Origin of the sequence: Rhizobium sp. SSA_523, assembly GCF_030435705.1 — a bacterium.
In the GTDB taxonomy this organism is placed as follows: Bacteria; Pseudomonadota; Alphaproteobacteria; order Rhizobiales; family Rhizobiaceae; genus Neorhizobium.
Genome location: NZ_CP129382.1, coordinates 999,082 through 1,016,767, shown reverse-complemented (window position 1 = coordinate 1,016,767; position 17,686 = coordinate 999,082). Strand labels below are relative to the sequence as shown.

Annotated in this window: 14 protein-coding genes and 1 pseudogene; 5 read left to right on the top strand and 10 right to left on the bottom strand. The window is 61.9% G+C overall.

The genetic code is table 11. The features are described 5' to 3' along the window. Positions 1-11: 11 nt before the first annotated feature. Together QTJ18_RS13310 and QTJ18_RS13305 are read left to right on the top strand one after the other, a co-directional pair. Positions 12-254 (top strand): hypothetical protein, encoded by a 243-nt coding sequence (locus QTJ18_RS13310; protein ID WP_252754511.1) that lies wholly within the window; start codon positions 12-14, stop codon positions 252-254. Then, entirely contained in the window at positions 251-886 is a 636-nt protein-coding gene (locus QTJ18_RS13305) for an invasion associated locus B family protein (protein WP_252754512.1), read from the top strand. The genes QTJ18_RS13310 and QTJ18_RS13305 overlap by 4 nt, the downstream gene beginning before the upstream one ends. Before the next feature lie 248 nt (positions 887-1,134). Here the strand turns inward: QTJ18_RS13305 and hspQ are convergent, their stop codons facing one another. The 4 genes from hspQ to QTJ18_RS13285 all read right to left on the bottom strand — a co-directional run bounded on the left by hspQ (position 1,135) and on the right by QTJ18_RS13285 (position 4,473). Continuing rightward, on the bottom strand, positions 1,135-1,464 hold the full coding sequence (gene hspQ / locus QTJ18_RS13300; RefSeq protein WP_252754513.1) for a heat shock protein HspQ: 330 nt from the start codon (positions 1,462-1,464) through the stop codon (positions 1,135-1,137). 148 nt (positions 1,465-1,612) lie between these two features. Then, positions 1,613-2,533: a DMT family transporter gene (locus QTJ18_RS13295; RefSeq protein WP_252754514.1), complete on the bottom strand. Its 921-nt coding sequence runs from the start codon at positions 2,531-2,533 to the stop codon at positions 1,613-1,615. 121 nt (positions 2,534-2,654) lie between these two features. Next, a complete protein-coding gene (glnA, locus tag QTJ18_RS13290; RefSeq protein ID WP_252754515.1) occupies positions 2,655-4,064 on the bottom strand; it encodes a type I glutamate--ammonia ligase in 1,410 nt (469 codons plus the stop codon). A gap of 70 nt (positions 4,065-4,134) precedes the next feature. Beyond that, the gene (locus QTJ18_RS13285; protein WP_165219483.1) at positions 4,135-4,473 is read right to left on the bottom strand and encodes a P-II family nitrogen regulator; all 339 of its coding nucleotides are present in this window, start codon (positions 4,471-4,473) and stop codon (positions 4,135-4,137) included. Positions 4,474-4,810: 337 nt separating this feature from the next. Here QTJ18_RS13285 and QTJ18_RS13280 point away from each other — a divergent pair, with 337 nt between their 5' ends. Next, the gene (locus tag QTJ18_RS13280; RefSeq protein ID WP_252754516.1) at positions 4,811-6,367 is read left to right on the top strand and encodes an NAD(P)H-hydrate dehydratase; all 1,557 of its coding nucleotides are present in this window, start codon (positions 4,811-4,813) and stop codon (positions 6,365-6,367) included. Between the two features lie 24 nt (positions 6,368-6,391). On the opposite strand, the gene QTJ18_RS13275 is transcribed toward QTJ18_RS13280, so the two are convergent. Then, complete coding sequence (locus QTJ18_RS13275; protein WP_252754517.1) at positions 6,392-7,198, bottom strand: DUF72 domain-containing protein; 807 nt, start codon at positions 7,196-7,198, stop codon at positions 6,392-6,394. A 46-nt stretch (positions 7,199-7,244) separates the two neighbouring features. Further along, positions 7,245-10,166: an excinuclease ABC subunit UvrA gene (gene uvrA, locus QTJ18_RS13270; RefSeq protein WP_252754518.1), complete on the bottom strand. Its 2,922-nt coding sequence runs from the start codon at positions 10,164-10,166 to the stop codon at positions 7,245-7,247. A 294-nt stretch (positions 10,167-10,460) separates the two neighbouring features. Between uvrA and QTJ18_RS13265 the strand changes: the two genes are divergently transcribed. Further along, entirely contained in the window at positions 10,461-11,006 is a 546-nt protein-coding gene (locus tag QTJ18_RS13265) for a single-stranded DNA-binding protein (RefSeq protein WP_252754519.1), read from the top strand. A 360-nt stretch (positions 11,007-11,366) separates the two neighbouring features. Here QTJ18_RS13265 and QTJ18_RS13260 read toward each other — a convergent pair whose 3' ends face one another. Both QTJ18_RS13260 and QTJ18_RS13255 read right to left on the bottom strand, forming a co-directional pair. Continuing rightward, a complete protein-coding gene (locus tag QTJ18_RS13260) occupies positions 11,367-12,542 on the bottom strand; it encodes an HPP family protein (protein WP_252754520.1) in 1,176 nt (391 codons plus the stop codon). A gap of 243 nt (positions 12,543-12,785) precedes the next feature. Further along, positions 12,786-13,421, bottom strand: a complete 636-nt coding sequence (locus QTJ18_RS13255; RefSeq protein WP_252754521.1) for a MarC family protein — start codon at positions 13,419-13,421, stop codon at positions 12,786-12,788. 208 nt (positions 13,422-13,629) lie between these two features. On the opposite strand from QTJ18_RS13255, the pseudogene gyrA reads away from it, so the two are divergent. Continuing rightward, a pseudogene (gyrA, locus tag QTJ18_RS13250) lies at positions 13,630-16,374 on the top strand (DNA gyrase subunit A); the annotation flags it as partial. A gap of 599 nt (positions 16,375-16,973) precedes the next feature. On the opposite strand, the gene QTJ18_RS13245 reads toward gyrA, so the two are convergent. Beyond that, positions 16,974-17,108, bottom strand: coding sequence for a hypothetical protein (locus tag QTJ18_RS13245; protein WP_289852173.1), 135 nt, complete (start codon positions 17,106-17,108; stop codon positions 16,974-16,976). A gap of 32 nt (positions 17,109-17,140) precedes the next feature. Continuing rightward, complete coding sequence (locus QTJ18_RS13240) at positions 17,141-17,320, bottom strand: hypothetical protein (RefSeq protein WP_252754523.1); 180 nt, start codon at positions 17,318-17,320, stop codon at positions 17,141-17,143. Between the last annotated feature and the right edge of the window lie 366 nt (positions 17,321-17,686).

Below are 17,686 nucleotides of genomic sequence, written 5' to 3'. Positions count from 1 at the left end.
ACAGGGCAAAGATGATTCGCCTGACGCTATCGTATCGCGGCTTGAAAAAGCAATCACGGGAGAGGAAACTTGAAACACTGCTGCCATTCGGCAAAGTTAAGACTGGATATCGGAAGATTGCCGATGTAACAGGTGAGCAGACGCCGGGTCATCCTATTGCCTCAATTAAACGACAGGTGAAGGGCCAGAACCCCGGCACGAAGCAGCTTCAGGCTGTTTGGCAAACCGCTTTCAGGAGACGGATCTCGGTATGATGCTCAACGCACACAAAGTTCTCGGGACGGCGCTGTCCGCCCTCGCACTGTCTTTTGGCGCCGCCCCCATGGCCGCCATGGCACAGGATGCAGCCGCTCCGGCCGGCGCCCCGCCGCTCGGCTGGTTCAAGACCTGTGACAAGCAGGGCGATAGCGATGTCTGCGCCGTTCAGAACGTGCTTCTGTCGCAGAACGGCCAGCTGATCACGGCTGTGGGCCTCATCACGGTCGAGGGCCAGGTCAACCGCAAGATCATGCAGGTATCGGTTCCCTCGGCGCGTCTGATCCAGCCGGGAATCACCATGCAGATCGATGGCGGCAAGGCCCAGAAGCTCGACTACGTGCTCTGCATCCCCGATCGCTGCACCGCTGAAGTGCCGCTGACGGATCCGGTTATCGCCAGCCTGAAAAAGGGCGGCGAAGTGGTCTTCACCTCCGTCAATTTCCGTCGCGCTGCCAATCCGATCAAGGTCTCGCTGAACGGCTTTACCGGTGCCTTCGACGGCGCGCCGATCTCGCAGTCGCAGCTCGCCGAAAGCCAGCGCAGCCTGCAGGAAAGCATGCAGAAAAAGGCTGAAGAAGCCCGCAAGAAGCTGGAAGACGCTCAGAACGCTGCCAAGGCCGGCCAGTAAGCCAGAGCCTCGTCGCAATCATGAAGAACGGACGCCTGAAAAGGCGTCCTTTTTTGTAGAACACTTATCTTGAGGCTGAGCCATCACCGGCCGCGGCACGAGAGGGTTGCCACGACCGGCTGGCCGGAGGCTGGAGCTGGCATCTCCTGCACCCCATCAGTGGCACAAAGACCGGTCCGCTGCATTGATCCCACGCAGTTTCCGCTGCGCCAATCTTGACTCCCGGGCGATGTCCCGGCGCCGAGGTGTCAGTGCGCCAGAATGGCCTTCGGCTTCAGGCGACCGGTTTCGGCCCTTTCGAAAATCTGGCCGATATGCGGGTTCTGCAAGGGAACGCCGCTCTCGTCATGTTCCAGATTCTGCTCCGACACATAGGCGACATAGGACGTCTCGTCGTTTTCCGCCAGAAGGTGGTAGAAGGGCTGATCCTTGTGCGGACGGATTTCTGCCGGAATGGCATTCCACCATTCCTCGGTATTGGCGAATTCGGGATCCACATCGAAAACAATTCCGCGGAACGGAAAGACCTTGTGACGAACGACTTCGCCGATGGTGAATTTTGCGTTTCGTTGTTTCATGGCGCGAACTTCCTTTCGTCTTCCCATGTGGGAATTCCTGCCAACGACATCAAGGCCGCAATGTTCCGCAAACGGTCGAACTCGCCGTGGCGAGCAGGCAAAAAGCTGAACGAAATCGCGCCGCCGGGCCTTGCTTTCGCAAGGTGCCTCACGAAGCCGACAGGCGAGGGCGCGGCGCGGTCGCCAGGAACACGCCTCCCATGACGAGGACAATCCCGGCGGCGTGGTAGGACTGAAACGCCTCGCCCAGAAACAGGATGGCCAGCAGGATCGAAATCGGCGGCATCAGATACAATGTCACGCCGGCCTGGGCCGGGCCGAAGACGCGCACCGAATGCTGGAAACAGTAGAAGGCCGCCAGCGAGGCAAATGCGATGATGCCGGCCAGTTTCAGCCAGTCGCTGGCAGAATCGGGGACCGGGGCGCCCGACAGGAACTCCACCAGGGCCGGCGGGAAGAGCACGATGGCGCCTGAGGCCGCCAGGAGGCCGAACAGCGACAGCGGGCGCATGGCGGCGATCGAGGGCTTGCGCAGCAACATGGAATAGAGCGCGAAGGCGACCGCCGCCAGAAGCACGCCGAGATCCCCGATATTGAAGGTGATCGCCAGCAATTGCGCCGGCTCGCCCTTCAGGACGATGGTTGCGACGCCTGCAAAGGCGATCGCCATTCCGCAAATCTCCGCCAGCCGCAGCCTGCGCCCTTGGAAAAGGCATTGAAACAGCAGGATGAACAGGGAGGAGGTGGTGTAGATCAGGGTCGCATTGGAAGCGGTCGTCTTCGTCAGCGCCCAGTAGACGAAGCCGCCGCAAATTCCCATTCCCAGAATACCGAGCACCAGCCAGAGCAGGGTGTGGCGGCGCACGAGGTCGAGGCAGGCCCGCCGGTCGTGCCAGATCAGCGGCAGAATCAGCAGTGTCGCGCCGAACCAGCGGAGAAAGGCCGTGATGAAGGGACCGATATCACCGGTAATGCCGCGGCCGAAGATGAGGTTGGTGGAAAAGAAGAGCGGTGCAAGCACGAACAGAAGCCAGTCGATTGCGCGGGGGGAAGCACCGGATTGGGACATGACGGCCTGTGTCGCAAGTAGATGAAACTGCAGATGAAAACGAAAACACCGGCGCCGGGGCGCCGGTGGTCTATGGCAGGGGTCTACGGCATGCGTCTATGCCATGGGCGTTCCCCGGCCTTTACGCCGAGTAGTACATGTCGAATTCGACCGGATGCGGCGTCATTTCGAAACGCATGACTTCCTGCATCTTCAGCTCGATATAGGCATCGATCTGGTCGTCGTCGAAGACGCCGCCGGCGGTCAGGAACTTGCGATCCCTGTCGAGGCATTCGAGGGCTTCGCGCAAGGAGCCGCAGACCGTCGGGATCTTCTTCAATTCCTTCGGCGGCAGGTCGTAAAGATCCTTGTCCATGGCCTTGCCCGGATGGATCTTGTTCTTGATGCCGTCGAGACCGGCCATCAGCATCGCGGCAAAGCCCAGATAGGGGTTCTGCGTGGGGTCGGGGAAGCGGACTTCCACACGCTTGGACTTCGGACCGGAGCCGAAGGGAATGCGGCAGGAGGCCGAACGGTTGCGCGCCGAATAGGCGAGCAGAACCGGAGCTTCATAGCCGGGGACCAGGCGCTTGTAGGAATTGGTCGTCGGATTGGTGAAGGCGTTGATCGCCTTGGCATGCTTGATGATGCCGCCGATATAATAGAGGCAGCTCTCCGACAGGCCGGCATATTCGTCACCGGCGAAGGTCGGCTTGCCGTCCTTCCAGATCGACTGGTGCACATGCATGCCGGAGCCGTTGTCGCCGAACACCGGCTTGGGCATGAAGGTTGCCGTCTTGCCATAGGCATTGGCGACCTGATGCACGACATATTTGTAGATCTGCATCTTGTCGGCATTGCGCACCAGCGTATCGAACTTCACACCCAGTTCGTGCTGGGCGGATGCCACTTCGTGGTGATGCTTTTCGACGACAACGCCCATTTCGGTCAGAACCGTCAGCATTTCCGAGCGCATGTCCTGCAGGCTATCGACCGGCGGAACCGGGAAATAGCCGCCCTTGACGCGCGGGCGGTGGCCGAGATTGCCGGTTTCGTAATCCGTATCGTCGTTCGACGGCAGCTCGGAGGAATCCAGCTTGAAGCCGGTGTTGAACGGATCGGCCTTGTACTTCACGTCGTCGAAGACGAAGAATTCCGGCTCCGGGCCGACAAAGACCGTATCGCCGATGCCCGATGCCTTCAGATAGGCTTCCGCCTTTTTCGCCGTGCCGCGCGGATCGCGATTATAGGCTTCGCCGGAGATCGGATCGAGAATGTCGCACATGATCACCATGGTCGACTGGGCAAAGAACGGATCCATGTGGACCGTGGCCGGATCGGGCATGAGAACCATGTCGGACTCATTGATAGCCTTCCAGCCGGCGATCGAGGAACCGTCGAACATGACGCCATCGGCGAACATGTCCTCATCCACAGCCGTGACATCCATCGTGACGTGCTGCAGCTTGCCCTTGGGGTCGGTAAAGCGCAGGTCGACGAACTTGACGTCGTTCTCCTTGATTTGCTTCATGATGTCGCTTGCGGTCGTCATGGGTTCTCCCTTGATTGCTCTGTCTTGTATGAGGATCCGATCTTGTCCGGTCGGATTTCTTGCTGGAAGATCAGATCGCGTCCACGCCGGTCTCGCCGGTGCGGATGCGAACGACTTCCTCGATATTGGACACGAAGATCTTGCCGTCGCCGATGCGCCCCGTCTGGGCTGCATTGCGGATGGCATCGATCACGGCGTCGACATTCTCGTCGGCCAGCACGACCTCAACCTTCACCTTCGGCAGGAAGTCCACGACATATTCGGCGCCCCGATAGAGCTCCGTATGTCCCTTCTGGCGCCCGAAGCCTTTGGCCTCGGTGACCGTGATACCCTGCAGTCCGACCTCTTGAAGCGCTTCCTTAACTTCATCCAGTTTGAAAGGCTTAATGATCGCTTCGATCTTTTTCATGAGAAAATGTCTCTCCGCTTCTCCCTTGGGAGCGGGCCTGAAGTCCCACCCGCCCGTCGTTATGCAGGTATTGTGCCAGTCGTCCCGGCCAGGCGCAGGAGAGGGGCAAAGCGCCCGAACCACCGCAATCCTTCTGATACCAAATGCGTTCGAAAAGCAGGCTATGGTTTTGCCGCGCGGCTGGCAAGAGCCTGCCCCTGCTGTCCCATCCTTGTTTTCGCGAATTCCGTTTTTCCAATGGAAACAGGCCATTATTTGGGCGAATGCCTAAAATGTAAACTCTCTATCCCCTGTTTATCCGCTTGTCTTTTGACCACGGCATGGTTTCAATACGCCCATGTCGGCACATGCAAAAATTCTGCTCACCCCTTCGGAAATGGCGTCGGTCGATGCGGCGGCAGCGGCATCCGGCCTGTCCTCCTTCGGCCTGATGGAACAGGCGGGCTTTGCGGTGGCCGCCGCCGCGCTTCGCCATTGTCCTGGCGCCAGCCGCTATATCCTCCTGTGCGGGCCGGGCAAGAATGGCGGCGATGGCTTTGTTGCAGCGCGCGCATTAGCGCAGTCCGGCGCCGTCACCGCCGTGCACGCACTTTCGGCATCCGGCGGCTGGAGCGGCGATGCCGAACTTGCCCGCCTGGCCTGTCCCTGTCCCTGCCTGCCGTTGGACGATTATCAGCCTCGGCCCGGCGATCTGGTGATCGACGCCCTGTTCGGCGCGGGCCTTTCGCGCGATGTGCCGCCGGCCGTGGCGGCGGCGATCGAGAGGGTGGAGGCGGCAGGACTGCCCGTCCTGTCGGTGGACCTGCCGTCAGGAGTGTGCGGGCTGACCGGCCAGGTGCGCGGCAAGGCCTTTGCCGCAGCCCGCAGCGTGACTTTCATGACGCGCAAGCCCGGCCATGTTCTGATGCCGGGCCGGGCGCTCTCGGGTGTCGTGGATGTGGCCGATATCGGCATTCCGGACCGCTTCCTGCACAGCCATGCCGGAGCGCTCCGGCTCAACGAGCCCGGGATCTGGCTGCCGCTGGTGCCGGAGCTGACGGGCGCTGCACACAAATACCGGCGGGGACATCTGGTCGTGTTCAGCGGCCCCGCCTCGCATACCGGCGCGGCCCGCCTGTCGGCAGCGGCCGGACTGGATGCCGGGGCGGGCCTTGTCACCATTGCCGCGCCGCAGGACAGTCTGGCGGTTCTGGCGCCGGCGCTGACGGCCATCATGCTGCGCCAGATCGATGACGAGAAGGCTTTATCCGACTGGCTGAGTGACGCCACGATCCACGCCTTCGTCATCGGCCCCGGTTTCGGGATCGGTGAAAAGGCGCGGCGTCTTACCGAAGCGGCTAGCGGCAAGCCTGTTGTGGTGGATGCGGATGCGATTACCGCTTTCGCCACCTGCCCGCAAAGGCTTTATGCCGCCTTTGCCGACACGGATTCGCCGAAGCTTGTGCTGACGCCCCATGAAGGCGAGTTCTCGCGCCTCTTTCCCGATATTGCCGATGCCGCCGACACAGGAAAGGTGGAGAAGGCAAGATCCGCTGCCGCACGCGCCGGCGCCATCATCGTCTACAAAGGCGCCGACACGGTGATTGCTGCGCCTGACGGGCGTGTGCTGATCAACGAGAATGCACCGCCCTTTCTGGCAACGGCCGGTTCCGGCGATGTCCTGGCCGGCATGATCGGCGCGCTTCTGGCTCAGGGCATGCCGAGTTTCGAAGCGGCCGCGGCCGCCGTCTGGCTGCATGGCGAGGCGGGGCAGGCAGCGGGCCCCAGCCTCACCGCCGAAACGCTGGTTCCTCATATCGCCGCGGCCCGGGCAAAGCTGGCGGCGATCCAGGCAGGGGAGAGGGGCGATTTGCCGCGACCGACGGCCGGCACGGTTGTTGCAAGACCTTTCTGACGCGCCGCCCGGTCGATTCCGCGACTAGTCGGCGAGGCGCTGCTGCAAAAGGCGTGCGCCGTTCGGCGCATTCACCTTGCCGCCGGAGATGAAGAAGGCAAAGACATCGCGCGGTTGCTTTTTCGGGCGATGATCGGCATCGATCCTTGCAAGATCCTCCGGGACAGAACCCGTCGCATAGCTGCGCAGCCGCTTGGCCCAGTGATCGATCTCCGGCTTCGGATAGCAGCTGGCGATCTCGTCCTCACCCTTTTGCAGCCGGGCATAGACGAAGTCGGCGGTCACATCGGCAAACATCGGATATTCGCCGTGATCGGCGCAGACGGCCGCCACCTCATGGCGCCGGAGGAGATCGATGAAAGCCGGGTCGCAGAAACTCGCATGGCGCGGCTCCACCACATGGCGGAGCGGCAGGCCGTCGAGTGTCTTTGGCAAAAGGGAGAGAAAGGCCTCGAAATCGTCCGGCTGGAAGGTCTTGGTGGCCATGAATTGCCACAGGATTGGGCCGAGATGCGGGCCGAGCTCGGCGATGCCCTGGTTGAGAAATTTCTCGATCGAGGGGCCGGCCTCCGCCAGCACCTTGCGGTTGGTGCAATAGCGGCTTGCCTTCAGCGAGAAGACGAAGCCTTCCGGCACTTCCGAGGCCCATTTGGCGAAGGTGGCGGGCTTCTGGCTGGAATAATAGGTGCCGTTCACCTCAATCGCCGCCAGTTCGCGCGATGCAAATTCCAGCTGCCGCTTCTTCGCCAGCCTGTCAGGGTAGAAGCTGCCCTCCCAGGGATCGAAGGTCCAGCCGCCAATTCCCGTGCGGATGATGCCCGATGCCGTCATGATCATTTCCCTTGATTGCCGCGGGCGGGGCCGTCGAAGCCGGATATCACTCCGCCGCCTGGATCTTCTTGATGGGGCGCCGTTCCAGAAGCTCCTTGAGGAATTGGCCGGTATAGGAGCGCTTCTCCTTGACCACATCCTCCGGAGTGCCGACCGCCACCACCTGACCGCCGCCGGTTCCGCCTTCGGGGCCGATGTCGATGATCCAGTCGGCCGTCTTGATGACTTCGAGATTGTGCTCGATGACCACCACCGAATTACCCTGGTTGACCAGTTCGTGAAGCATTTCCAGAAGCTTGGCAACGTCGTGGAAATGCAGACCGGTCGTCGGCTCGTCGAGGATATAGAGCGTGCGTCCGGTCGAGCGCTTGGACAGCTCCTTGGCGAGCTTGACGCGCTGCGCCTCGCCGCCCGAGAGCGTATTGGCCTGCTGGCCGACCTTGATATAGCCGAGGCCGACATCGAAGAGCGCCTGGAGCTTGTCGCGCACCGCCGGCACGGCCGAGAAGAATTCGACGCCTTCCTCCACCGTCATGTCGAGCACATCGGCGATCGATTTGCCCTTGAAGGTGACGTCGAGCGTCTCGCGATTGTAGCGCTTGCCATGGCAGACATCGCAGGTGACGTAGACATCCGGCAGGAAATGCATCTCGATCTTGATGACGCCGTCGCCCTGGCAGGCTTCGCAGCGGCCGCCCTTCACATTGAAGGAGAAGCGGCCGGGCTGATAGCCGCGCGCCTTGGCCTCCGGCAGGCCGGCAAACCAGTCCCGGATCGGCGTGAAGGCGCCGGTATAGGTGGCGGGATTGGAGCGGGGCGTGCGGCCGATCGGCGACTGATCGATATCGATGACCTTGTCGATGAATTCCAGCCCGTCGATCCGATCGTGATCGGCCGGGATTTCCCGGGCGCCCATCACACGGCGAGCCGCCGCCTTGTAGAGCGTTTCGATCAGAAAGGTGGACTTGCCGCCGCCCGAGACGCCGGTCACGGCGGTGAAGAGGCCGAGCGGCACGGAGGCCGTGACCGATTTCAGATTGTTGCCGCGCGCACCGACAACCTTGATCTCCTTGCCCTTCTTGGGCTTGCGCCGATCGGCGGGCACGGCCACGCCCCGTTCGCCGGAGAGGTACTGCCCCGTCAGCGATTTCGGATTGGCCATGATCTCCTGCGGCGTGCCGGCGGCCACCACCTGTCCGCCATGCACGCCGGCGGCCGGGCCGATATCGACGACGTAATCGGCGGTCAGGATGGCATCCTCGTCATGCTCGACGACCAGAACCGTATTGCCGATATCGCGCAGATGCTTCAGCGTGTCGAGCAGCCGCGCATTGTCGCGCTGGTGCAGACCGATCGACGGCTCGTCCAGCACGTAGAGCACGCCGGTGAGGCCGGAGCCGATCTGCGAGGCGAGCCGGATGCGTTGGCTTTCGCCACCCGAGAGCGTTCCCGAACTGCGCGACAGGCTGAGATAATCGAGGCCGACATCGTTGAGGAAGCGCAGCCGGTCGCGAATTTCCTTCAGGATGCGAACCGCGATCTCGTTCTGCTTGGCCGTCAGCGTATCCGGCAGCGCCTCGAACCAGTCGCGGGCGACCCTGATCGACATTTCGGTGACTTCGCCGATATGTTTCTTGCCGATCTTGACGGCCAGCGCCTCCGGCTTCAGGCGATAGCCCTTGCAGGCGGGGCAGGGCGCCGCGGACATGTAGCGCTCGATCTCCTCGCGCGCCCAGGCGCTGTCGGTCTCCTTCCAGCGCCGCTCGAGATTGGGCACGATGCCCTCGAAGGTCTTGGTCGTCTTGTAGGATCGGGCGCCGTCGGCATAGGAAAACTCGATCTTGTCCTCGGTCCCGCGCAGGATCGCGCTTCGCGCGCTTTCACTGAGCTTGGACCAGCGATCCGTCAGCTTGAAGCCATAGACTTTGCCGAGACCCTCAAGCGTCTGATTGTAGTAGGGCGATGTGGATTTGGCCCAGGGCGCAATTGCGCCATCCTTCAAGGTGCGCTCCGGCTCGGGGACGATCAGGTTCTCGTCGACCTTCTGCTGCGAGCCAAGCCCGTCGCAGGTCGGGCAGGCACCGAAGGGATTGTTGAAGGAAAACAGCCTTGGCTCGATCTCGGGAATGGTGAAGCCTGAGACCGGGCAGGCGAATTTTTCGGAAAACAGCACCCGCTCATGCGTCTCGTTCAGCGATTTATTGGCCGAACCGCCGGCCGCGGTTTCCTCCGGCGGCAGCGGCTTGTCGGCGTATTCCGCGACAGCCAGGCCATCGGCGAGCTTCAGGCAGGTCTCCAGGCTGTCGGCCAGGCGCGGTCCGATATCGCCGCGCACGACGATGCGGTCCACCACTACATCGATATCGTGCTTGTATTTCTTGTCGAGCGCCGGAGCCTCGGCGATCTCGTAGAACTGGCCATCCACCTTGACGCGCTGGAAGCCCTTCTTCATGAGCTCGGCGAGCTCCTTCTTGTACTCGCCCTTGCGGCCGCGCACCATCGGCGCAAGGATATATAGCCTCGTACCCTCCTCGAAAGCCAGGACGCGATCCACCATCTGGCTGACCGTCTGGCTCTCGATCGGCAGGCCGGTGGCGGGCGAATAGGGAATGCCGACCCGCGCGAAGAGAAGGCGCATGTAATCGTAGATTTCCGTCACCGTGCCGACCGTCGACCGCGGATTTTTCGAGGTCGTCTTCTGCTCGATCGAGATTGCCGGCGACAGGCCGTCGATCTGGTCGACATCCGGCTTCTGCATCATTTCCAGGAACTGACGCGCATAGGCCGAGAGGCTCTCGACATAGCGTCTCTGGCCCTCGGCATAGATCGTATCGAAGGCCAGCGAGGATTTTCCCGATCCGGACAGGCCGGTCATCACGATCAGGCTATTGCGGGGCAGATCGAGGTCGATGCCCTTGAGGTTATGCTCGCGGGCGCCGCGAATGGAAATCGTCTTCAGTTCGCTCATCGTGAAAGGCTCTTTGGGAGGACAAGCCCCTTATGTAGTGAATGCATGGCCGCTGTCGAGCCGCAGATGAGGGAAAGGAACAAGTGCCCGTTCCGTTCCATCCTTCCGCCCCGCCGCGCCGGATTGACAGGATCATAACGAGTTTATAGAACAAAGAAAGAACAAATTTGGCTGTGGATTACCGCTCCAACCTTTCCTGCCGGGAAGGGGGATGGGATACAGTGCCGATGAGTGACAATGCCAATGACGGCGCGCGGCAGCGGCCATGCGCAGGGCAAAAGACGAGGTGACGACATGGCTGGAAGCGTAAATAAGGTGATCCTGATCGGCAATGTGGGCGCGGATCCCGAAATCCGCCGCACCCAGGACGGTCGCCCGATCGCCAATCTCCGCATCGCGACCTCGGAAAGCTGGCGCGACCGCAATAGCGGCGAACGGCGTGAGAAGACGGAGTGGCACAATGTCGTCGTCTTCAACGAAGGCCTCTGCAAGGTGGTCGAGCAATATGTGAAGAAGGGCGCCAAGCTCTATATCGAAGGTGCGCTGCAGACCCGCAAATGGCAGGACCAGAACGGCAATGACCGCTATTCGACGGAAATCGTGCTGCAAGGCTTCAACTCCACGCTGACCATGTTGGATGGCCGCGGTGGCGGTGAGGGCCAGGGCATGGGCGGCGGTGGCGCCGGCTATGGCGGTGGACGCGGCGGCAGCAGCGGTGGCGGCGAATTCGGCGGCGGCTACGAGGATTACGATAGGCCGCAGCAGGGTTCCGGCCGCGGTAGCCAGCCCGCCGCTTCCGGCGGTTTTGCGCGCGACCTGGATGACGATATCCCGTTCTGATCGCGCCCCCGGCAAAGCCGGTCCATTCGGGCCAGGTCCGACCAGGCCCGGGTTCATCAGGGCCGCGTCCATCAGGGTGAAGTCCGGCGAAGCCGCATGCATCAAGACCGGGTTGATCGGAGCCGGCCTCTAGGTGTCGGTTCTTGATGAGTCGGGCGGACCAGGGTCCGGCCTCTCAACCGGCCTGTTGCAGCCGGCCTGTTTCAGGGGGGGGCCTGTCTCGGGTAAACTCTCTCGGGTAAACTCTCTCGGGTAAACTCTCTCGGGCAAACTTTCTCAGGCAAACCTTCTCAGGCAAGCCATCTCAGGCAGCATGCTCCAGGTGAAATGCTCCATGTGACCTGTCGCAGGTGACGCCTCTCAGGCGGCAGGTGAGGGGATCGGTGCCGCGCCGGCGCTTCTGTCCTGGAGCATGGCCACCAGCGCGTCCGATTGCGACAGGATGCCTGCAAGCTTGCCGCTCTCCCGCACCACGGGAAGGTCGTGCAAGCCGCCTTCCGCAAACAGGATGACGGCATCGGCCAGCGGTGTCTCCGGCCGAAGGGTGCGGACAGGCGCGGTCATGATGTCCTTGACGGTATCATTGGGCGCCGTGGCCCCGGACAGGATCAGCCGCAGGCGCTGCGCAATGTCGATACGCGGCTGGCCGGCCACCCAGCGGGGCTTGTGAAGGAAATCCGACTGCGTGACGATGCCGACGACTTCGGCCTTCTCATTGGTAACCGGCAGAGCCCGGAAGTGGTGGCGCCGCATCAGCTCATGCGCCTCGCGCAGGCTGGTATCCGGCCCGACCGCCACAACATCGCGCGACATGATGCTCTCACAGGTCACGTGAAGGGCACGCCGGCGATAGGAGCGCAATTCGGTGCGTCGCAGGATAGTCTCCAGATCGTCGCGGTCGATATCCAGATATTGATCGAAATCCTTCAGGACCTCATCGAGATCGGCAGGTTCGAAGCCGATGCGCGCCAGCGGCGCCGGATCGGAGGTTGCGTGGCGATTGACGGCCGGCTGCTGCCGGTGCGGGTAACTGCCGCGTGTCAGGCGGTGGTAAAGCATGGCGGAGACAAGCAGCAGCAGCGAATTGCCAAGCACCGGCCACAGCACGAAAGAGAGGCCGAGATCATGCACGGCGGGTCCGCCGACGACCGCGGTCAGGGCCACGGCGCCACCGGGCGGATGCAGGCAGCGGCAGGCGATCATCGCGGCGATAGCCAGCGACACCGCCAGCGCCGCCGCAAGGCTCTGGTCCGGCACCAGCCAGGTCACGGCCACGCCGACGGCTGCCGCAATGCCATTGCCGCCAAGAACCGACCATGGCTGCGCCAGCGGGCTGGCGGGCGCGGCAAACAGCAGGACGGCGGAGGCGCCCATGGGGGCGATGATCGCCGGAGAGATCTGTCCCTGCTGAACCGCCAGCGCTCCAAATGCGGCGGTCACGGCAATGCCGAGCAGGGCGCCGAGAGGGGCGCGGATGCGCTCCCGCAGGCTGAAGGCCTGGCTGGCCGGCAGGAGGCGACGAAAATCAAAGAACATGCGCAAAAGCTTCTTCCGGATGATGTCTGGTCTCGAGGGACAAAATTCGCTCAAGGCGTTGAGCGTGGCAGGATCTGGAGGGTGATATCAGAGAAACCCGTTCAGTTTGATCAGGGCCGCCGGTCTGTCCGAAACGCATTGAGGGGTGGCGACGCAGGAACGGGCCATTTGCAGCATATCCCCGCGGGCCGTGGCGGATTCTCCCTGTGAAGGCGTCGAAGAGGCCATTTGGCGTCTCGGCCGTCAGGCAGGCAGTGCGAATGCGGAGCGGACGCCATCGACGACGAACTGGACGGAGAGTGCCGCCAGAAGAACGCCGAGCAGGCGTGTCAGGAGCGCCCGGCCCGTCATTCCGAGATAGCGATCCAGCCGCTCGGCAATCAGCAGCGCGCCCAGCACGAACCCCATGACCACCAGCAGGAGTCCGATCAGCAGCGCCCTGTCGAGCGGTTCCGCAAAGGAGCCGGCCAGCAGGACCATGGCGGAAATGGCGCCCGGACCGGCAATCAGAGGCAGGGCCAGCGGAAAGACTGCGATATTCTGGATATGGTCGATGGTGATGGCGACCTTGGATGTCTCTTCCTTGCGCTCGTTGCGCTTCTGGAAAATCATCTCGAAGGCGATCCAGAACAGCAGCAGCCCGCCGGCGATGCGGAAGGCACCCATCGAAATGCCGAGAATGGAGAGGATGCCGGCGCCGAACAGGGCAAAGACGGTGAGGATGAGAAAGGCGATCAGCGTGCCGCGAAGCGCCACCTGCCGACGCTGGCTGCGGGTCAGTCCGGCGGTGAGGCCGAGAAAGATGGGCGCAAGACCCGGCGGGTCAAGCGTCACCAGCAGCGTCGTGAACGCGCTCATGATACTGTCTGCAGTCACCATGCTTTGTCTCTCCCCATGTTCCAAGGCTTGCTCAAGGGCGCGCGCGAAGGTAGACCCTTTGCATGAAGAATTCGCTGCCAATGCCAAAAGCGGCAAAGCATACCGCAAATGGCGCAAAAGCCTGTTTAAAACTAGCCCTCAAATTGGCGTTTGCACAGCGGACCGGCTATAGTGAAACAACTGATTCCGAACAGAGATCGTACCCGATTTGACTGAGCAGAGCACCCCTGGCGGCGGAAAGCTGCCTCCCGGCATCGAACCTATTTCCATCATGGAGGAGATGCAGCGCTCCTACCTCGACTACGCGATGAGCGTGATCGTGAGCCGCGCGCTTCCCGATGTGCGAGACGGTTTGAAGCCGGTTCATCGCCGCATTCTCTACGGCATGTCCGAACTGGGCATCGACTGGAACAAGAAATACGTCAAATGCGCCCGCGTGACCGGGGACGTGATGGGTAAATATCACCCGCACGGCAATTCGGCGATCTATGATGCGCTTGCGCGTATGGCGCAGGACTGGTCGCTGCGGCTTCCGCTGATCGACGGCCAGGGCAATTTCGGCTCGATCGACGGTGATCCGCCGGCGGCCGAACGCTATACGGAATGCCGTCTCCAGAAGGCCGCGCATTCCCTGCTCGACGATCTTGACAAGGAAACGGTCGATTTCCGCGACAATTACGACGGCACGCTCTCCGAGCCGGTCGTCGTGCCGGCCAAGTTTCCGAACCTCCTCGTCAACGGTGCCGGCGGTATCGCGGTCGGCATGGCGACCAATATCCCGCCGCACAATCTGATCGAGGTGATCAACGGCTGCATCGCGCTGATCGACAATCCGGTGATCGAACTGCCGGAACTGATGCAGATCATTCCCGGCCCGGATTTCCCGACAGGCGCACTTGTTCTTGGCCGCTCGGGCATCAAATCGGCCTATGAGACCGGCCGCGGCTCCATCATCATGCGCGGCAAGGCGCATGTCGAGCCGATGCGCGGGGATCGCGAGCAGATCATCGTCACCGAGGTTCCCTACCAGGTCAACAAGGCGGCGATGATCGAGAAGATCGCCGAGCTCGTGCGCGAGAAGCGCATAGAGGGCATTTCCGACCTGCGCGACGAATCCGACCGGCAGGGCTATCGCGTCGTCATCGAATTGAAGCGCGATGCCAATGCCGAAGTCATCCTGAACCAGCTCTATCGCTACACGCCGCTGCAGACCTCCTTCGGCTGCAATATGGTGGCGCTGAATGGCGGTAAGCCGGAACAGCTGACCCTGATCGACATGCTGAAGGCCTTCGTCACCTTCCGTGAGGAAGTGGTTAGCCGGAGAACGAAATACCTGCTGCGCAAGGCCCGCGACCGGGCGCATGTCTTGGTGGGTCTGGCGATTTCAGTCGCTAATATCGACGAGATCATCAATCTCATCCGCCGCGCGCCCGATCCGCAGACGGCGCGCGAGCAGCTGATGGAGCGCCGCTGGCCGGCCAAGGATGTCGAGGCCCTTATCCGGCTCATCGATGATCCGCGTCACCGCATCAACGAGGACGGCACCTATAACCTCTCCGAAGAGCAGGCACGCGCCATTCTCGAGCTGCGCCTCGCCCGCCTGACCGCTCTCGGACGCGACGAAATCGCCGACGAATTGAACAAGATCGGCGCCGAGATCAGCGATTACCTGGACATTCTGTCGTCGCGGCTGCGCATCCAGCAGATCGTCAAGGATGAGCTGACCGGCGTTCGCGACGAATTCGGCACGCCCCGGCGCACCGAAATCATGGATGGCGGTCCGGATATGGACGATGAGGATCTCATCGCCCGCGAAGACATGGTCGTGACCGTTTCGCATCTGGGCTACATCAAGCGGGTCCCGCTGACCACCTACCGGGCGCAGCGCCGCGGCGGCAAGGGCCGCTCCGGCATGGCGACACGCGATGAGGATTTCGTCACCCGGCTCTTCGTGGCCAATACCCATACGCCGGTGCTGTTCTTCTCCTCGCGCGGCATCGTCTACAAGGAAAAGGTCTGGCGCCTGCCGATCGGCACGCCCACCTCGCGCGGCAAGGCGCTGATCAACATGCTGCCGCTGGAACCCGGCGAGCGGATCACGACGATCATGCCATTGCCGGAGGACGAAGACAGCTGGGCCAATCTCGACGTGATGTTCTCGACGACGCGCGGCACAGTGCGGCGTAACAAGCTGTCCGACTTCATCCAGGTCAATCGCAACGGCAAGATTGCGATGAAGCTCGAGGAGGAGGGCGACGAGATCCTGTCGGTCGAGACCTGCTCGCCGCCCAATGCCGACCTCGACCTGCCGGGCGACGACGTGCTTCTCACCACGGCGCTTGGCCAGTGCATCCGCTTCCCCGTCGACGATGTCCGCGTCTTTGCCGGACGCAATTCCATCGGCGTGCGGGGTATCAGCCTTGCGGATGGCGACCGTCTGATCTCGATGACGATCGTTGGCCACGTGGCTGCCGAACCCTGGGAGCGCGCCGCCTATCTGAAGCGGTCTGCCGCTGAGCGACGCGCAGCAGGCGTCGATGAGGAGGATATCGCGCTGGTCGGCGAAGAAGTCACCGAAGAGGGCCAGCTCAGCGATGAACGCTACGAATATCTGAAGGCGCACGAGCAATTCGTCCTGACGATCTCGGAACGCGGCTTCGGCAAGCGCTCCTCCTCCTACGACTTCCGCACCTCGGGTCGTGGCGGCAAGGGCATCCGCGCCACCGACACGTCGAAGACAAACGAGATCGGCGAACTCGTTGCGGCCTTCCCGGTCCATGACAAGGACCAGCTGATGCTGGTCTCCAATGGCGGTCAGTTGATCCGTGTGCCGGTCGACGGCATCCGTATTGCCAGCCGTGCGACGAAGGGCGTCACCATCTTCTCCACTGCCAAGGATGAGCGGGTCGTTTCCGTGGAACGGATCAGCGAGCCGGAAGGTGATGAGGAGGCCGGCGTGCTTCCCGAAGAAATCATCGCGGAAACCGGTGATCTCGGCCAAGGCGCTCCCTTGACCTCCGCTGACGGATCGACCGACGCCCTGTCAGGCGAGCCGGATCAGTCATCCGACGGCGAGGGGACCTCGCCTGATGGTGCCGGAGACGGGGAAGACGAGGATGGGGGCGACGAGACCGCCTGACCCTCGTTCCGAGGCAGACCGGAACTGACGCGACCATGATGCAGCGCCCCTCGGGGCGCTGCTTTCATTTGGTAAGACCGTGTCATCCTTTGACGAAAGAACCCGGTACACTGAGCGTGGGGGCGGGGATGTGGCCTCCGGTCGCCGTTGCCTGACGCTTGCCCAGAGGGCGGCGGCTGGCTCCTTCAGCGGGGAAGCCATCGGGCGACAGGTCGCAGACACGAAAAAGCCGGGGTCAACCCGGCCGTTTCGTCGTCATCATTGTCTTGGGAGACTGTTTTGGGGGACTACCTTCGGAGACTGCCGTCACAGACCTGTCTCGAGGAGAGAATGCAGGAGAGGAGGTTGAAGGCGCGCGCCTCAGGCGAGGATCACGTCTTGCAGTACTGCCCGGCGAAACAGACGCCAGAGCATCAGAAGGCGGCATGCCTCTTGGCGAATTCACGCAGGTTTTCGCGTTCGCGGCGAAGTTCGGTAATCGAAGTAAACACGGATGCAACGAACATGGTGCTGATCAGACCTGAAAGCACAATCATTCCGATATACATGGGGCTGCTCCTTGCTTCGATCACCCCAGCCGTCAGTAATAGGGCTGATCGATGTAATGGCCGGTCAACTGGGTGTAGCTGAACTGCGGCGTGTTGCTCTTATCCTGGTACAGGGTGAAGGTCGCCGTCATCATGACCGCAATCATTGCAGTCCACACCAGATTGATCATCGTAATCGTATCCGGCATGACCGTTTTTCTCTTGGCAAACATTCCCAAGTTCCTTCTCGCTTTCAAGAACGCCGATGATGCGAACATGTTCCGCACCAGTATGAAACATCTTTATTCCCTGCCCTCTGAAGCGTCCCTGAAGGGGTCGTTCATCTGGCGTTCAGGATTCGTTAACAGATGGCGTCAGACGGGAAAGAGCACGAATTCCAGTGCAAAGGATGCCAGGATCGCAATGGTGACAAGCAGGATCAGCATCGTTGTCTTTCCCCTCAGAGCCGTTCTCACCCTGACGCGGGACGTCGCGGGGGGTGATGGCGACAATAAAGCAGGATGAGGCTGAAACAGCCTTGAACGGGCCATTCATGCGCAGTTCATGGTCTGGCGCCGCTTGCGAAGCCCCCCCTTCCA